Source organism: Paraburkholderia sp., assembly GCF_035948235.1.
Classification (GTDB): domain Bacteria; phylum Pseudomonadota; class Gammaproteobacteria; order Burkholderiales; family Burkholderiaceae; genus Paraburkholderia.
This window is the reverse complement of sequence record NZ_DASZJJ010000311.1, coordinates 1-16,624: the sequence shown is the minus strand read 5'-3', so window position 1 is coordinate 16,624 and position 16,624 is coordinate 1. Positions and strand designations below refer to the sequence as shown.

Annotated in this window: 13 protein-coding genes and 1 riboswitch; of the genes, 11 read left to right on the top strand and 2 right to left on the bottom strand. The window is 60.9% G+C overall.

Annotated features, from left to right (window positions below):
- Both VG320_RS27825 and VG320_RS27820 read right to left on the bottom strand, forming a co-directional pair.
- The coding region (locus tag VG320_RS27825) for a hypothetical protein (RefSeq protein WP_327203289.1) at positions 1 to 1,087 on the bottom strand (1,087 nt) is incomplete at its 3' end.
- A 449-nt stretch (positions 1,088 to 1,536) separates the two neighbouring features.
- Complete coding sequence (locus VG320_RS27820) at positions 1,537 to 1,764, bottom strand: hypothetical protein (protein ID WP_327203288.1); 228 nt, start codon at positions 1,762 to 1,764, stop codon at positions 1,537 to 1,539.
- Between the two features lie 457 nt (positions 1,765 to 2,221).
- A riboswitch (guanidine-I (ykkC/yxkD leader) is annotated at positions 2,222 to 2,372 on the top strand.
- Positions 2,373 to 2,428: 56 nt separating this feature from the next.
- Here VG320_RS27820 and VG320_RS27815 point away from each other — a divergent pair.
- The 11 genes from VG320_RS27815 (at position 2,429) to VG320_RS27765 (ending at position 16,210) form a co-directional block, all read left to right on the top strand.
- The gene (locus VG320_RS27815) at positions 2,429 to 3,196 is read left to right on the top strand and encodes an urea amidolyase associated protein UAAP1 (RefSeq protein ID WP_327203287.1); all 768 of its coding nucleotides are present in this window, start codon (positions 2,429 to 2,431) and stop codon (positions 3,194 to 3,196) included.
- Positions 3,197 to 3,205: 9 nt separating this feature from the next.
- Positions 3,206 to 3,859, top strand: a complete 654-nt coding sequence (locus VG320_RS27810; protein ID WP_327203286.1) for an urea amidolyase associated protein UAAP2 — start codon at positions 3,206 to 3,208, stop codon at positions 3,857 to 3,859.
- A complete protein-coding gene (locus tag VG320_RS27805; protein ID WP_327203285.1) occupies positions 3,859 to 7,455 on the top strand; it encodes a 5-oxoprolinase/urea amidolyase family protein in 3,597 nt (1,198 codons plus the stop codon). The genes VG320_RS27810 and VG320_RS27805 overlap by 1 nt, the downstream gene beginning before the upstream one ends.
- Positions 7,452 to 9,284, top strand: a complete 1,833-nt coding sequence (gene atzF / locus VG320_RS27800) for an allophanate hydrolase (protein ID WP_327203284.1) — start codon at positions 7,452 to 7,454, stop codon at positions 9,282 to 9,284. The genes VG320_RS27805 and atzF overlap by 4 nt, the downstream gene beginning before the upstream one ends.
- A 65-nt stretch (positions 9,285 to 9,349) precedes the next feature.
- The gene (locus VG320_RS27795) at positions 9,350 to 10,381 is read left to right on the top strand and encodes an ABC transporter substrate-binding protein (RefSeq protein ID WP_327203283.1); all 1,032 of its coding nucleotides are present in this window, start codon (positions 9,350 to 9,352) and stop codon (positions 10,379 to 10,381) included.
- 38 nt (positions 10,382 to 10,419) lie between these two features.
- Positions 10,420 to 11,391 carry an ABC transporter permease gene (locus VG320_RS27790; RefSeq protein WP_327203282.1) on the top strand — a complete coding sequence of 324 codons (972 nt, stop codon included), beginning with the start codon at positions 10,420 to 10,422 and terminating at the stop codon, positions 11,389 to 11,391.
- A 53-nt stretch (positions 11,392 to 11,444) separates the two neighbouring features.
- Positions 11,445 to 12,359, top strand: a complete 915-nt coding sequence (locus VG320_RS27785) for an ABC transporter ATP-binding protein (protein WP_327203281.1) — start codon at positions 11,445 to 11,447, stop codon at positions 12,357 to 12,359.
- Between the two features lie 168 nt (positions 12,360 to 12,527).
- The gene (locus VG320_RS27780; RefSeq protein ID WP_327203280.1) at positions 12,528 to 13,361 is read left to right on the top strand and encodes an ABC transporter substrate-binding protein; all 834 of its coding nucleotides are present in this window, start codon (positions 12,528 to 12,530) and stop codon (positions 13,359 to 13,361) included.
- A gap of 74 nt (positions 13,362 to 13,435) precedes the next feature.
- Entirely contained in the window at positions 13,436 to 14,167 is a 732-nt protein-coding gene (locus tag VG320_RS27775) for an amino acid ABC transporter permease (RefSeq protein WP_327203279.1), read from the top strand.
- On the top strand, positions 14,164 to 14,844 hold the full coding sequence (locus VG320_RS27770) for an amino acid ABC transporter permease (RefSeq protein ID WP_327203278.1): 681 nt from the start codon (positions 14,164 to 14,166) through the stop codon (positions 14,842 to 14,844). Before VG320_RS27775 ends, VG320_RS27770 begins: the two co-directional genes overlap by 4 nt.
- Positions 14,845 to 14,962: 118 nt before the next feature.
- Positions 14,963 to 16,210, top strand: a complete 1,248-nt coding sequence (locus VG320_RS27765) for a multidrug effflux MFS transporter (RefSeq protein WP_327203277.1) — start codon at positions 14,963 to 14,965, stop codon at positions 16,208 to 16,210.
- Positions 16,211 to 16,624: the final 414 nt, after the last annotated feature.

Here is a 16,624-nt window from a genome sequence, read left to right as displayed (position 1 = left end):
ACCCGGACGAACCGCCCGAACTCGACGAGCCGCTAGTCGTGCCACCGGTCGAACCGCTAGTCGAACCGCTGCCCGACGTCGAGGCCGGCGTGCCGGCGTAGTAGCTCGAGCCCAGCTTCGCCTTCGTCGTGTCCGAGTTGACGCCGAACTGCGTGAGGCTCCAGCGGTTGCCCGTGTTGATATCGCCCAGATAAAGCTGGTAGCCGCCTGCCGTGGTCGAAGAGAAGAACACGTAGCTTGTGCCATTGACCGGCGCTGCGTCGTCATTGTTGCTGATGCAGTCGTTGATGCTTAACTGATTCGGCGTGTCGGACGCGTTGGTCTTCGTGTACAACTGATCGAGTTGCTTTGTCGCGTTGTTCCACTTCGTGTAGAACACCGTGCCGTCGGCGCGAACCACCGGATAGTAGGTGCTGATTCCGCTCACGGCATCAAACGCCACGGTCGCGCCCGTGGCGATGGTTTCCTCATAAAGACCGAGGTTTGCGCCGCCCGTGCCTTCCGAGAACAGCAGTTTCGTACCGTCCGGCGTCATGAACGGCATCGAATCCTGCGTCTTGTTGTTGGTGATGTTGATCACCGACGTGAACTGCGGAATGCCGCTAGGATACGACAGCGTGCCTTGCATGACGTTGGCGCTATTCTGCTTGAAGATCACCGTCGATCCATCGGGCGAGAATTTCGGATCTTCGTTGCGCGTCGCGCCCGTGCTGTTCGTGAGGCTGTACGGAACGTGGCTTCCGTCGGTTGGCCACATGAACACGTTCCATGCATTGTTCTGGATGCCCATGAAGAGCAGCCATTTGCCGTCGGGAGAGAAGCTGGCGTTCATCGGGTCGGTGATGCCCCACGATGCACTGCTCACCTGCGTCAGCTTATGCGCGCTGAAATCGTAAATGAAGAGCTGGCTCGTACCGTCGCCGTAACTCACGTAGCTGTGATAGACCAGCTTGCCGGTGAGACTACTGGGAAACGATGCGTTGGATTGATTCGGCGGATTGCTGACACAGGCAGCGTTGCTTTCGCCCGCAAACAGAGCGGCGAGGATGCCGACTGCGAGCGTTACTGGGATGGACTTCAACTTCAACAACTAGGACTCCTGATAATAATGTAATGTGAAATTCGTTGGGTCACCGCTTCTGGGGACACCTATGCATGACGGGCCATGCGATGACATGTCTCACGACGTCATTGCTGCTGCAATGAACGGGAGACAATGCCGCGCCGGGAGAGCGGGGCGCCGATGGAACGGGCCGAATGCTCCACCCTCTCTCGCAGAAACAGAAGAGGGCGGAGTAAAAACTCCCGTTGGAGGTAGGGACGAAATCCCTTTAAAGGCGAACTACGTATCGACATACTTCGCAGACGCCGAATTATGCCCGCTCGATTGTGAAAAAAAAAGGAAAGAGAAGGAAAGAAAAACGGGGCCGCGCCCTTAGGGAGACACTTTACGGTGCCGATTGGGCGGGAAAGAGAAAAAATATTTGGGGCCGCTCCCCGGACTGTGCGGGGGAGCGCGTGAACTTCACGATACGGTCACACGTGGCGTCGTCTTTGCGAAAGCTCATGCGCTGCGTAGACAACCGCAATCACGCCGAGGAGCACAGCGGTCACGGCGAACGACTGGCCCGACTGGCTGCTTTCCTGTGTCGCACTCAACGCATGGCAAAACAGACCCACACCGGTCGTCGAGAGGACGAGGCCAATCGTGAGCAGCCACAAGGGCGCAGTCGTGCGCGTATGGAGTTTATGGGAAAGCTTCATCTGTCATGCCCCGAGAATAGATGGTTGTATCGGCTTGGCCGTTGTTGGTTTTATATCGATGTAATCAGCGTTGCGGCTGGTCGCCGCGATGTGGCGCGATGGCTTGCCCGCGCTGCAATTCAATGAATCGCGACGCAAAGATCGAATAGAAAAACTGGCGCAGACGCAGGGCATGGGACATGGTCGGTCTCGACAAGATTCAAAATGATCGTCGTGAATGCAACAGCCATGCCATCCTTGCATTTGCCTTGATGGGCCAGTCTTCGCGCCCATTAATAGTGCCGTCTGGTTCGGCGGGAGCGCATAAATCCCCAATATAGGGCGCGTGCATCACCACGGCGCAAGCATCCCAACTCCACGTCAAACCCTTTATCCGCGCGGGATTTCAACCCTTGCAACACCGTTGGCATGGATCTCGCTAATCCATGCAGCGAGAGGTGCGAAGTAATTTGCATCATCTTAGGATCGCTAGGGTTCCGGTCGCTGCGCAGGACGACGCCACATTCGTCCGCGCCCGATGCCTGGTCCGAGAGCAATCCGGTCTCGTCTCCCACCTTCATATCGAGGGCGGTGCCGAGGCTCCACGGAGGGATAAAAGCCCGGGAGGTCGCGATGTCGTTCGGTCGCCCTCTCACGCTTATTCCCTTCGCTACCAGGAGCCTCCATGCCGTCCAGCCTCCACGCTGAACCCGCGCTGACTCAATTGCCCGATCAGGCGCCGCTGTGGGAAGCCGTCATTCCCGCAGGCGCGCACTGGTCCGGCATTCTGCGCCGCGGCCTCACGCTGCGCATTGTCGATCTTGAAGGCGGTGCGAATCTCGCCGCCGTGTTCCATCGTCAGGAAGATCCGCTCGAACGCTACAACATGGCGGACACGCTCAAGGCGCAGCACACCGCCCATCTCACGCGCGGCCACGCGCTGCATACCGATATGGGCCGTGTGATCGCGTCCATCACGGCCGATACGCTGGGCTGGCACGATCCGCTTGGCGGCGTTGGCGATGCAGCGCTGTTCGCACGCAAATACGGCGAAAAGCGCTACCAGGCTCATCGCAACACGATGATCCGCAACGGGCGTGACAGCCTCGTGCTCGAACTCGCGAAATACGGGCTTGGCGCACGCGATCTCGTCGCCAATGTGAACTTCTTCAGCAAGGTGTCGGTAGGCGAGGACGGCTCGCTCGAATACGTGCCCGGGCATTCGCGCGCGGGCGACGCATTCGATCTGCGCTTCGAAATGAATACGCTTGCGGCGTTCTCCACGGCGCCGCATCCGCTCGATCCGCAGCGCGACTATGCGCCCAGGCCCGTGAAACTGATCGCATGGCGCGCCTATGCCGCCGATGCGTCTGCCTCGGCCGATGACGTGTGCCGCACGTCCTGCGCCGAAAACGGCCGCGCATTTACCAATACCGATCGCCTGTTCGCCTGAGGAGCCGCCATGCCGATTATTGAAAGCGCGCTCGACGAGCGTCACGCCCATTACGATTTCACGCTGCCCGCCGGCGAGCCGTGGCTGTACGACCTCAAGCGCGGCCAGACGCTGCGCATCGTCGATCTTGAAGGCAATCAGGCCGTGGATACGCTGTTCTATCGCAGCGACGATCCCGTCGAACGCTACAGCGCGCAGGACACCATTCGCGCGCAACGCAATCTCTATCTGAGCGCAGGCAGCGTGCTGATGTCGAATCTCGGCAGACCGATGCTGACTATCGTTGCGGATACCTGCGGGCGTCACGACACGCTCGGCGGGGCCTGTGCGGCAGAAAGCAATACCGTGCGTTACGCGCTCGACAAGCGTCACATGCACAGTTGCCGTGACAGCTACCTCAACGCGCTCGCGCATTGCACCTGCGGCGCGGCGGCCTTGCTCGGCAAACGCGATCTCGTCAGCAACATCAACTTCTTCATGAACGTGCCGGTCACGTCGCTGGGCAAACTCACGTTTGAAGACGGCATTTCCGCGCCCGGAAAATATGTGGAAGTTCGCGCGGATGAAGACGTAACCGTATTGATTTCGAATTGCCCGCAACTAAACAACCCCTGCAACGGCTATAACCCCACGCCGGTGCGTCTGCTCGTTTGGGAGGCGTGATGGCGTTCGACAAGATTCTTATCGCCAATCGCGGAGAGATTGCCTGCCGTGTGATTCGCACGCTCAAGCGCCTGGGTATCGCATCGGTTGCGGTGTATTCGGAAGCGGATCGCCACGCCATGCATGTGATGCTCGCGGATGAAGCCGTCTGCATCGGCCCGGCGCCGGTTGCGCAAAGCTATCTGAACGCGCGGGCGATTCTGGACGCAGCGCAGCGCACGGGCGCGCAGGCCGTCCACCCCGGCTACGGTTTTCTATCGGAAAACGCTGCGTTTGCGCGTGCCTGCGAAGCGGCGGGCATCGCATTCATCGGGCCGCGCCCCGATCAGATGACGGCGTTTGGTCTGAAACACACGGCCCGTGAGATTGCCCAGACGAACGGTGTCGCGCTTTTGCCGGGCACGGGCTTATTGGCCGATGCCCAGGCGGCGCTTGAAGCCGCCGCGTCGCTTGGTTATCCGGTCATGCTTAAGAGTACGGCGGGCGGTGGCGGTATCGGCATGTCGCTGTGCCGTGACGCCGTGCAACTGGAAGCCGCTTTTGCGTCGGTCGCGCGTCTGGGGCAAAGCAATTTCGCCAATGCGGGTGTGTATCTGGAGAAGTTCGTCGAGCACGCGCGCCATATCGAAGTGCAGATTTTCGGCGATGGCAAGGGCGACGTGATTGCGCTGGGCGAGCGCGATTGTTCGGTGCAGCGGCGCAACCAGAAGGTGATTGAGGAGACGCCCGCGCCGGGTTTGAGCGCGGCGGAGCGGCAATCGCTGCACCAAACCGCGGTGCGTCTTGCGCGTGCGGTCCAATATGCCAACGCCGGCACAGTGGAATTTGTGTTCGATGCGCGCGAGCGCGCCTTCTATTTTCTCGAAGTCAATACGCGGCTTCAGGTCGAGCATGGCGTGACCGAAGAAGTGTTTGGCGTCGATCTTGTCGAATGGATGATTCGCCAGGCCGAGGGCACGCTCGCGCCGCTCGACACGCTCGTGAGTACACCACGGGGTGCGAGTGTGCAGGTGCGCGTGTATGCGGAAGACCCCAACCGCCAGTTCCAGCCGAGTTCGGGCCTGCTCACGCATGTCGTCTTTCCCGACGATGTGCGCGTGGATAGCTGGGTGGAGGCGGGCACGGAAGTCAGCGCCTATTACGATCCGCTGGTGGCCAAGATCATCGCCACCGGCAACACACGTGAAGCCGCGCTAGCGAAACTCTCCGATGCGCTCGAACGCACGCAACTTTACGGTATCGAGACCAATCTCGACTATCTGCGCGCGGTGGTGGGATCGGCGACTTTTGCTGCGGGCGAACAAACCACTGGATTTCTGGGCCGCTTCCTGTTTGCGCCGCATACTGTCGACGTGATCGACGGTGGTGTGCAAACGACCGTGCAGCAGACGCCAGGGCGTCTCGGCTACTGGGATGTGGGCGTGCCGCCGTCCGGGCCGATGGATGATCTATCGTTCAGCCTTGCTAACGAATTGCTCGACAACCCCACCAGCGCGGCGGGACTTGAGTTCACGATGGTCGGCGCGACCTTGCGTTTTAACTGCGAAACGCTGTTCGTGCTGGGCGGCGCGCCGCTGGCCGCTTCGCTGGACGGCAACTCTGTGTCGTTCTGGCAGGTCGTGCGCGCGACGGCTGGAAGCGTACTCAAACTCGGCGGCGTGAGCGGCGCGGGCGTGCGCGCTTGCCTTGCGGTGAAGGGTGGTCTGCAGGTGCCCGATTATCTCGGCAGCAAGGCGACGTTTACGCTCGGGCAGTTTGGCGGTCACGCGGGCCGTGCGCTGCGCAAGGGCGACGTCCTGCATCTCGCGCCCGAGGCCGGTAAAGGCGAGGCGGGCGCGACGCTAGCGCCTGCGCGAATTCCCGCGCTCACGCATGAATGGGAACTGGCGGTACTCGACGGTCCGCATGGCGCGCCGGATTTCCTCACGCGCGAAGACATCGCCATGCTTTATGAGGCGCGCTGGACGGTGCACTACAACTCGAGCCGCACGGGCGTACGCCTGATCGGCCCGAAGCCGCAATGGGCGCGCGCGGACGGTGGCGAAGCAGGGCTGCATCCATCGAATATCCACGACAACGCCTATGCGATCGGCGCGGTCGATTTCACGGGCGATATGCCGGTGATCCTGGGCCCGGACGGCCCGAGCCTGGGCGGCTTCGTTTGCCCGGTGACGGTGGTAGGCGAGGAGCTATGGAAACTCGGCCAGCTGCGTCCGGGCGATACGGTGCGCTTCGTGCCTGCGCATAGCGTCGAGCAACCCGTTGCGCACGAGTGCGTGCTCTATCGTAGCGAGCCTGCGGATGAAGGCGTGAGCGTGGTATTCCGGCGCTCCGGCGATCGCAATCTGCTGATCGAATATGGCGCGCCCGTGCTCGACCTCAAGCTGCGTTTTCGCGTGCACGCGCTGATGAACTGGCTCGCCGAAAACCGCGTGGCCGGCATTGTCGATCTCACGCCTGGCATTCGCTCGTTGCAGGTGCATTTCGACCCCACCGTGCTGCCGCTCGAACGGCTGATCGATTACATCAAGAGCGCCCAGGCGCAATTGCCCGCTGTCGATGCGATGCGCGTGCCCAATCGTATCGTGCATCTGCCTTTGTCCTGGGACGATCCATCGACGCGCATCGCCATCGAGCGCTATATGCAGAGCGTGCGCCCCGACGCGCCCTGGTGCCCAAGCAACATCGAATTCATTCGCCGCATCAACGGACTCGACAGCATCGACGACGTGAAACGCATCGTGTTCGACGCGCGCTATCTCGTGCTTGGGCTTGGCGACGTCTATCTGGGCGCGCCAGTCGCCACGCCCGTCGATCCACGCCATCGGCTCGTCACCACGAAGTACAACCCGGCGCGCACGTGGACGCCCGAAAACGCCGTTGGCATCGGCGGGGCCTATATGTGCGTGTACGGCATGGAAGGCCCTGGCGGCTATCAGTTCGTGGGTCGCACGGTGCAGATGTGGAACCGCTATCGATCGACGGCGGAATTCACGCCTGGCCAGCCGTGGCTATTGCGTTTCTTCGACGAAATCCGCTTTTTCGAAGTGAGCGAAGCCGAACTTGCGGAATGGCGCAGCGAATTTATCGCCGGACGGCGCTCGCTTCGCATCGAGGAATCGGTGTTCGACCTCGGTGAATACGAGCGCTTCCTGCAAGATGAATCCGCGTCGATTGCCACATTCAAGACCACCCAGCAGGCTTCGTTCGAAGCGGAGCGCGAACGCTGGCGCGCGGCGGGCCACGCGGAATATGTTGGCGAGGCGGGCCTGGAATCCGCCGCGCAATCGACCACCCAGGACGCGCTCGCCGACGATTGCCGCGCGATTGGCGCGGACGTATCGGGCAGCGTGTGGAAACTGCTGGTCGCCGCAGGCGAGCGCGTGGAGGAGGGCCAGGACGTTGCCATTCTGGAATCGATGAAGATGGAAGTGACCGTGTCGGCGCTTGCAGCGGGCGTGGTCGAATCGCTCGCTTGTGCGGAAGGCGACGCCGTCACCGCAGGGCAACGGCTCATGTTGATTCGCGTGGACGCCGATGAAGCCGTCACATCCCCAACAGAAAATATCGGCGGCGAGGAGGCCGCATGCCAATGAATGCGCTCACAACGAAATTCGATCAGCCGATGACGATTGCGGCGCTGCGTGCGCGATATATGGATGGCAGCCTCACGCCCGCACAAGTCGTCGAACACATTGCCGCGCGCACTGGCGGTGACGATCCGCACCAAGCCTGGATTCGCGCCCTGACGCGTGACGAAATGATGCGCTATGTGGCGGCGCTCGACGGTCGCGATCCGGCCACGCTGCCGCTCTACGGCATTCCGTTCGCGATCAAGGACAACATCGATCTCGCGGGCGTGCCCACCACGGCGGCGTGCCCTGACTATGCCTACACCCCGCAAACGAGTGCGGCCGTGGTGGCGCGTTTGATCGCGGCAGGCGCGATTCCCATCGGCAAGGCCAATCTCGATCAATTCGCAACAGGGCTTTCCGGCCAGCGCTCGCCTTATGGTGCGTGCAGAAATGCGCTGGACCCGGACTATGCCTCCGGCGGTTCGAGTTCTGGATCGGCGGTGTCGGTTGCATTGGGCATTGCGGCCTTTGCGTTGGGTACCGATACAGCCGGTTCAGGCCGCGTGCCCGCCGCTTTTCACGGACTCGTGGGCCTCAAGCCGACCAAGGGCGTGTTGAGCACGCAGGGCGTGGTGCCGGCGTGCCGCTCGCTCGACTGTGTGTCGATCTTCGCGCATACGGCCAACGACGCGCAGACGGTGTTTGAATCCGCGTGCGGCGTGACCGAAGGCGATCCCTATGCACGCGAATGGCAGGGCGTGGATAGCGAAGCCGTCTCACTGCGCGGCCTGCGCCTTGGGGTGCCGCGCGCCGCGCAGCGCGAATTCTATGGCGACGAATCCTACGCGCGCGCATTCGATGCCGCGCTCGACAAATTGCGTGCCGCAGGCGCTCAAATTATCGAAGTCGATTTCGAGCCGTTTCTCGACACCGCGCGCCTGCTTTACGAAGGCCCCTTCGTGGCGGAACGATTGGCGGCGATCCGCCCGTTTTACGAATCGAATCCCGACGCGTTGCATCCCGTGACGCGCGCGATCATTGGCGGCGCAACGCGCTGGAGCGCCGCCGATACCTTCGCCGCGTTCGACCGCCTGGCGGCGCTGCGTATGCAGGCGGAGCGCGTCTGGCCGCATATCGACGCATTGCTGACGCCCACTTCGCCGACCACGTCCACCGTCGCCGAACTGGAAGCCGATCCGATTGGCGTGAACGCGAAGTTCGGCTATTACACCAATTTCGTGAACCTGCTCGATCTTTCCGCACTGGCGGTGCCTGCGGGCATCTGCGCAACGGGCGTGCATGCGGGCAAACCGTTCGGTATCACTTTCGTTGCGCGCGCACATGAAGATACGAAGCTGCTGGCCATCGCACGGACGTGGCTGGGCGAGAGCGCGCCAATAAGCGGGCACGAAGCGAAAGACACGTGCGGCGACACCGTGCGTGTTGCCGTGGTTGGCGCGCATTTGAGCGGCCAGCCGCTCAACGAGCAGCTCACGTCGCGCGGTGCGCGCCTCATCGAGACCACACGAACCGCGCCCGTTTATCGACTCCATGCTTTGCCGCAAGGCCAGAAGCCGGGCCTTCAGCGTGTGGCGGCCGACGGAGTCAAGATCGAAGTCGAGGTCTGGGAAATGCCCGTCGAGCAATTTGGCTCCTTTGTTGCGCTGATTCCCGCGCCGCTCGGCATCGGCACGCTATTGCTGGCCAATGGCAGTCACGTGCAGGGCTTTCTTTGCGAAAGCATCGCGTTGAAGGACGCCACCGATATCAGCGCATATGGCGGTTGGCGTGCGTGGCTGCAGCGCGATACGTCATCGCTCGATGAAATGTCAGAAAAGCAGGAATCCTGATGAAAATGTCGAATCCCCGTGTTTCCAAAACCACCGCTTTACCGTTCAATACCTGGAGATCTGCCATGAAGAGCACGCACGTTACGTTTGAACAAGGCGCGGCCCCGGCGCGCCGCTGGGTCGCCCGCATCGCAGCGGGCGTCGCGCTGGCCGCTGGCCTGCTTGCGGCGACAAGCCAGGCCGCGAGCGCCGCACCGCTGCGTATTGGCTATAGCGACTGGCCGGGCTGGGTGGCCTGGCAGGTCGCCATCGACAAGGGCTGGTTCAAGGAAGCGGGTCTCGACGTGAAATTCGACTGGTTCGACTACGCGGCATCGATGGACGCGTTTGCCGCGAACAAACTGGATGCCGTACTGGTGACGAATGGCGATGCGCTCACGATGGGCGCGAACGGCGCGAAGAACGTGATGGCGCTCATCACCGACTATTCGAACGGCAACGACATGGTGATCGCCAAGCCGCCCGCCCGCAAGATTCAGGATCTGAAGGGCAAGAAGATCGGCGTGGAATTTGGCGTGGTCGATCACCTGCTGCTGCTCGATGCCTTGCAGCGCGCGGGCATGAAAGAGAGCGACGTCACGCTCGTGAATGCGAAGACCACGGAGACGCCGCAGGTGCTGGCATCGGCTGACGTGGCTGCGATCGCTGCGTGGCAGCCCAACGCGGGCGAGGCGCAGCGTGCGGTGCCGGGTGCGCGTCCGGTGTTCACATCGGCTGACGAACCGGGCCTGATTTACGACGTGCTGGCTGTGAATCCCGTGAGCCTGGCGGCGCACAAGGCCGATTACGAAAAGCTCGCGAAAGTCTGGTACCGCGTGGTGCATTACATCGAAGATCCGGCCACGCAGGGCGACGCGGTGAAGATCATGTCGGCGCGCGTGGGCCTTACGCCCGCGCAATATCTGCCGCTGCTCAAGGGCACCCGGCTCCTCACGCTGCCCGAGGCGCAACAAGCCTACGTGAAGGCCGACGGCTTCAAGTCGCTTTACGGCTCCAGCCACGCCGCCGATGCGTTCAACGTGAAGTATCAGGTCTACAAGACGTCGCAGGATGTAGGGGCTTATGTCGACCCGTCGCTCACGAGCGCATTGAAGTAAATCGTACTGCATGCACGGCAGGAAAAGAGGAGAGCGCCATGGCCGAAATCAGCCAGACCGGTATGTTTGCAGTACGCCGTGAGCTTACGCCGCGCGGCAAATGGATGTTGGGACTCGGCTCGTTTCTGGTGCCGCTGCTCGTCTGGTGCGTGGTGAGCTACGTGCCGTTCGTGTGGCATCCGCAGATGTTGATCACGCAGCCCGGCAGTGTCGATTATTTCCAGCCGGGCATGCGTATCGACAAGGCCGTGTTCGCGGATGAACTCACACATGCGCGCGAAACGCGCATGGCGCTCCCGGTGGGTATTCCTGCGAATCCCGTGTATCTGCCGGCGCCGCATGAAGTGCTGCGTGCGTTCTACACGGCGTTCACCACGCCACCCGCTTCCTCAGATGGCGTGTGGCTGCATCAGAGTCTCTGGCATAGCGTGCAGATTATTTTCTGGGGCTTTCTGGTTTCATCGTTGATCGGCGTGCCGCTTGGCATTGTGTGCGGTACCTATAGCGCGCTTGCACGGCTGCAGGAGCCGTTCTTCGAGTTCTTCCGCTATTTGCCTGCGCCCGCTTTCGGCGCGCTGATGGTGGCCGTGCTCGGCATTTACGACGCGCCGAAGATCGCCATCATTGTGATCGGCACGCTGTTCCAGCAGGTGCTCATCATTGCGAACACCACGCGCAAGCTGGAATTCGGCTTGCTGGAGGCGGCCATGACGCTCGGCACGACGCGGCTGAAACTGCTCACGCATGTAGTCGTGCCGGGCATCCTGCCCGATCTCTATCGCGATCAGCGCATTTTGCTGGGCTGGGCGTGGACGTATCTGATCGTCGCGGAACTGGTGGGCACGAGTTCGGGCATCACCTGGTACATCACACAGCAAGCGCGTTATCAGCACTTCGACAACGTGTACGCCGCGATCATGATGATTGGCATTATTGGGCTGGGCACGGATCTGGTGCTCGCCTTTGTCGGGCGCAAGCTCTTTCCGTGGGACCGCATATTGAAGGCGTGAACGCGCTTCATGAGCCTCACAGGTATCACGCTTTCATTTCAAAGGACGCCACCATGTACAACCCGCAGCCCGTGCCCGACTATCTTTTACAATCCAGCGAGGTGCGCGAGCGCTTCGCGCGGCTCAAGGCACGCGAGCCGATTCTCGAAGTGCGTAACCTCGTCAAGCGCTTCTCCTCGCCGCAAGGCGAGCACACAGCGCTTGCCGATATCAGCTTTACGACGCACCGGCGCGAATTCGTCTGTGTGATCGGGCCTTCGGGATGCGGTAAATCCACCTTGATCCGTATTCTGGCGGGACTGGAAACGCAGAGCGCGGGCGAGGTACTCGTCAATGGCCGCGCGGTGCGTGGCCCAGGTGTCGATCGAGGCATGGTGTTTCAGGGCTACACGCTGTTTCCGTGGCTCACCGTGAAGAAGAATGTGATGTTCGGGCTGCGCATGAGCGGGCAGGGCGCGGCTCAAGCGGAGCGCGAAGCGCTGCAATGGCTCGATCTGGTGGGACTGGAGAAGTTTGCCAATGCGTACCCGCATCAGTTGTCGGGCGGGATGAAACAGCGCGTCGCGATTGCGCGGGCACTCGCCAATCGGCCCAAGATCCTTCTGATGGACGAGCCGTTCGGCGCACTCGATGCGCAGACGCGCGCGAAAATGCAGCGGCATCTGCTGGATATCTGGCGCAATGTCGATGTCACGATTTTCTTTATCACGCACGATCTGGACGAGGCGATTTTTCTCGCCGACCGCATTCTCGTGCTCAAGGCCAATCCGGGCGAAGTGCAGGAGCTGATCGAAGTCCCGGTGCCTAGACCTCGCAGCTACGCACAATTCAATTCGCCGGAATTTCTCGCCACGCGCGCGCGCCTCGATGCGCTGATTCATCCGGCCACGCCGGAAGACACAGAAGAAGAGACGAGCGTGCAGCCACATATGATCCGGCTGACCGATATTCACGATTCGGTGGAGTGAGCACCTGTCATGGCCAGGGCGCGGCACGGCAACCGCGCTAAATCTTTCCGTGGACTTTCGACCTGAAAAAAACTTCGTTCCCTTGCATGACTTGCACCTTTAGAGTGCGGACAGTGCGATCGGGCAGTCGATGCCCGACGACGCAACAAACAAAAAGGGAATCCGGCAATGAAGATCAAAATCAGGGGCGCAGTGCTTCCCGCACTGTTGACGGCTGTTCTGGCCGTGGCATCGAACGCGGCGCATGCCGATCGACTGGACGACATCAAGAAGGCGGGTGTGCTGCGCGTGGCAGCGTTCGACAGCAATCCGCCGTTCGGCTTCGTCAATTCCACCGACAATCAGATCGTCGGCCTGGACGTGGACTACGCGCGAGCCGTGGCGAAAAGCCTTGGCGTGAAACTCGAAGTGCAGCCGACCAACCCGGCGAATCGCATTGCGTTCCTGAAGTCGGGCAAGGTCGATCTCGTGTTCGCCAATTTCACCATCACGGACGAGCGCAAGAAGGAAGTCGATTTCAGCACGCCGTATTTCGCGTCGGGCACGCAATTCATCGCGAAGAAGGGCACGCTGAAATCGCCCGATCAACTTGCTGGCTTGCGCATCGGCGCGGACAAGGGCACGACCAACGAGCAGCAGGTGCGCGCGAAATATCCGAACGCGACCATCGTGGCCTATGACGACACGCCTTTTGCGTTCGCTGCGCTGCGCACCGGCAACGTCCAGGCGATCACGCAAGACGGCCCGAAACTGGTTGCGTTGCTCGCGCGCGTACCTGACAAGGCGAATTATGAAATTCCGCCGTTCACCATCTCCAACGACTACGAAGGCGTGGGTGTGCCGAAAGGCGAAACGCGTCTGCTCGACGTAGTGAACACGACGCTCACGCACCTTGAAGCCGACGGCCAGGCCGCCCAGATCTACGATAAATGGTTTGGCCCGAAGAGCGCCGCGCCGCTTCCGCGCCTCTTCAAGATTGGCGATCCGCAGAAAAACAGCTGATTTAGCGCTTTATTATCTGGACCCGGGCCTCGCTTGATCGAGGCTCGGGCTTTGTGCTTTTTGCTGCCTGATTCATGCATAGCTGGCTTGAACCCAAGTATTTCGCGTGGCTCGAACAGGGCCTTGTCGTCACGTTATTGCTTTCCGCCTGCGCGGGCTTGAGTGCGACGCTGCTCGGCTTTGCCCTGGCTATCGCGCGTTCAGCGCAAAGCGCAGTGGTGGCGCGTTTCGCATCGCTTTATGTGTTCGTGTTTCGCAATTCGCCGCTGCTGGTGCAGTTGCTGTTCTGGTATTTCGGCGCGGCTGCGTTGTTGCCGTCCGACTGGATGGCGTGGCTCAATGCGCTACATGTCATCGCCTGGGGACCGTTTTCCTTGCGCTGGCCGAGTTTCGAACTGCTAGCCGGCTGGATCGGGCTGACCTGCTATACGACGGCTTTTATCGGCGAGGAATTTCGCGCCGGGATGCGTGGCGTGAGCGAGGCGCAGGCACAGGCCGCCGCGGCACTCGGCATGCGCCGCTGGACCGCGCTGCGCTACGTGATCCTGCCGCAGGCGTTGCGTATCGCGACGCCACCGCTTGCAGGCCAATATATGAATCTGGTGAAAAACTCATCGCTCGCCATGGCGATTGGCGTCGCGGAGCTTTCCTATATGTCCCGCCAGGTGGATACCGAAACGTTCAAGACGTTTCAGGCCTTTGGCATCGCGACCGTGTTTTATGTGCTAACGATTGCGGTTATCGAAGTGGCGCTGGTCGTCTGGCAGCGCACCGGCACACGCGCATTGTCGCGAGGCCGCGCATGAATACGTTCGACTGGCTTCCTACGCTGCGCTACCTGCTGGTGGGCTCATTTCCGGCCGGGCCGCTGGGCGGCGTCGCATTGACCATCGTGCTCTCGCTCCTGTCGACCGTGCTTGCGGCGTTCATCGGACTTGCGGGCGGTGTGGCGCTGGCGATGACGCGCGGCATGGCGCAACTGGCGCTTACGGCGGTCGTGGCGTTCTTTCGCGCGATTCCCGTGCTGATGCTGATCTTCTGGACGTTCTTCCTGATGCCGGTGCTGCTGCACGTCGATGTGCCAGGACTGGCGACCGTCGTCTGCGCGCTGGCGCTGATCGGCGGCTCATACCTTTCGCATTCGGTCTATGCGGGCATCGTGTCGATCGGCACGGAGCAGCGTGACGCAGCACTATCGCTCGGCCTGACGCGATGGCAGGCGCACAGGGAGGTCATCCTGCCGCAAGCCATGCGCGTCATGATGCCGTCGTTCGTCAATCAGTGCGTGTCGCTTATCAAGGACACGTCGCTCGCGTATATCGTCGGCGTGCCGGAATTCACCTTCCTCGCGAATCAGTTGAATAACCGCTTGATGATCTATCCCGCGCAGATTTTTCTGTTTGTGGGTTTCGTCTATTTGTTGCTGTGTGGCGGGCTGCAGTGGATCGCGCACCGTCTGCTCGGGAAAGGCGCGAGAGCGTGACCGTTGAAGGGCTTGAATCGAGGAGGGCGCAGGCCGCTGACTTGCGCTGAAGGGCAGAGTTCGCGTAAGTTCTGGCTTTTGCCCGAAAGTCCGCCGGATTCGCCATTTTGACGTACTCATGAGCCACGACAGCACCGACCGCACCACCACACTTTCCCACGCATCGAACACGCCGCCGAACTCACCGGGATTCCTGCTGTTTTTGATCTGCCTCTTCGCCTCGGCAGGTCAGTTCGCGATCGACGTTTATGTTCCCGCACTACCGGCGATGGCGCACTACTTTTCCGCGTCACCGCAGGCAATCCAGTCGAGCGTTTCTGGCTACATGGCGGCGTACGCGCTCGGGCAGCTTGTGTTTGGGCCGATCGCCGATGCCTATGGCCGCAAGCGCGTGCTGGCAGGCGGATTGGTGATCTATACGATCGGCTGTGTGTTGTCGCTTGCGGCGCCCAATATCGGGTTATTTCTTGCAGCCCGATGCCTGCAGGGTTTCGGTATCGCTGCTACCAATCTGCTGGCAAAAGCGATTATCACGGACTCGTTTGCAGGGCAAGCCCTGATCCACGCGTTCACCTATATGTCGATCGCGTGGGGGCTTGCGCCGATCATCGCACCAGTAATTGGCGCGCATTTGCAGACGTGGTTCGGCTGGCAGGCGTGCCTTGTTTTTCTGCTGGCCTGTTCGCTCGTGATGTGGGCGTGTCTGTGGCGCTATCGGGAAACCTTGCGGCAGCCCGTGCATCTGGAGCCGCGCACGCTCATGCGCAATGCCGGCAAAGTGCTGTCGAGCCCGGTGTTTCAAAGCTGTTTTCTCGCCCAGGGGCTGTGCTACAGCATCCTGCTCGTTTTCAACATCGTCGGTCCGTTCATGGTGCAGGGCACCTTGCACAAACCGCCGACGTTCTTTGGCTACCTGGCGCTGGGTATCGGCATGATGTATTTCCTGGGCGGCCTGTCGAACCGCGTGCATGGCCGTAGCTTGCCGACTGCGGAACAGCGTCTGCGTATTGGTACGCGCATCATGGCAGCGGCGTCGATTGCGATGCTGGCGCTCGCGCTGACTGTCGGCCTGCGGGTCTGGACGCTGGCAGTGCCGGTGCTGTTGATGGGTTTCTGCGCAGGCGCGATGTACCCGACGCTGATGGCCAAAGGCAATTCGCTGTTTCCTCATATTGCCGGATTGACTAGCGCCATTCTTGGCTGCGCGTTGTTGCTTGTGTCGTCGGCAATGATGGGGCTTGCCGGATTTGTGTCGGTTCAGTCGCTGACTCCGCTCGCGATATTCTTTGTGATCCTTTCGCTCGTTGTGGCTGTGATGGTTTCCAAGCTGCTACGGCATTTGTTGCAAATGCAAGGTGCGGCTTGATGGTGCCAGGATGGAATCGGGGCATGTGCGCGGCGAGTTGTTGCACAAATAAAGCGATGCTTCGGGCGGCAGGGGTTAGGCCAGCCTTGACTCGTTCATCGTCGTGTCGGCATCGCAGATGTCAGGCGGCGTGGGGCTTCGCTGGGCTAGCAAGAAACTTCGCGACAGGCTTGCCCGCAGTAGGCTTCTTGCTCTGTGCCAGCTGGCCGACGTGATCCATCCTGGTGTCGATAGATTATGCTCATTGAATTTAAAATCACATTGCATCGATGTTCCGATGAATCGTTCTTGTGAGAGAATCAGAAAGCTGATTTTCCTGGACTACATGCCTGCCGGCGTGTTAGCGAGTCCAATAAACAAAGCAAAATAGATTAGGGGTTTAAAATGGCGAGTCTAGTTTATCTAATTATCTTT

Coding starts and splice junctions, on each gene's coding strand:
- VG320_RS27820 (WP_327203288.1), bottom strand. CDS start 1,764: ATGAAGCTTTCCCATAAACTCCATACGCGCACGACTGCGCCCTTGTGG.
- VG320_RS27815 (WP_327203287.1), top strand. CDS start 2,429: ATGCCGTCCAGCCTCCACGCTGAACCCGCGCTGACTCAATTGCCCGAT.
- VG320_RS27810 (WP_327203286.1), top strand. CDS start 3,206: ATGCCGATTATTGAAAGCGCGCTCGACGAGCGTCACGCCCATTACGAT.
- VG320_RS27805 (WP_327203285.1), top strand. CDS start 3,859: ATGGCGTTCGACAAGATTCTTATCGCCAATCGCGGAGAGATTGCCTGC.
- atzF (WP_327203284.1), top strand. CDS start 7,452: ATGAATGCGCTCACAACGAAATTCGATCAGCCGATGACGATTGCGGCG.
- VG320_RS27795 (WP_327203283.1), top strand. CDS start 9,350: ATGAAGAGCACGCACGTTACGTTTGAACAAGGCGCGGCCCCGGCGCGC.
- VG320_RS27790 (WP_327203282.1), top strand. CDS start 10,420: ATGGCCGAAATCAGCCAGACCGGTATGTTTGCAGTACGCCGTGAGCTT.
- VG320_RS27785 (WP_327203281.1), top strand. CDS start 11,445: ATGTACAACCCGCAGCCCGTGCCCGACTATCTTTTACAATCCAGCGAG.
- VG320_RS27780 (WP_327203280.1), top strand. CDS start 12,528: ATGAAGATCAAAATCAGGGGCGCAGTGCTTCCCGCACTGTTGACGGCT.
- VG320_RS27775 (WP_327203279.1), top strand. CDS start 13,436: ATGCATAGCTGGCTTGAACCCAAGTATTTCGCGTGGCTCGAACAGGGC.
- VG320_RS27770 (WP_327203278.1), top strand. CDS start 14,164: ATGAATACGTTCGACTGGCTTCCTACGCTGCGCTACCTGCTGGTGGGC.
- VG320_RS27765 (WP_327203277.1), top strand. CDS start 14,963: ATGAGCCACGACAGCACCGACCGCACCACCACACTTTCCCACGCATCG.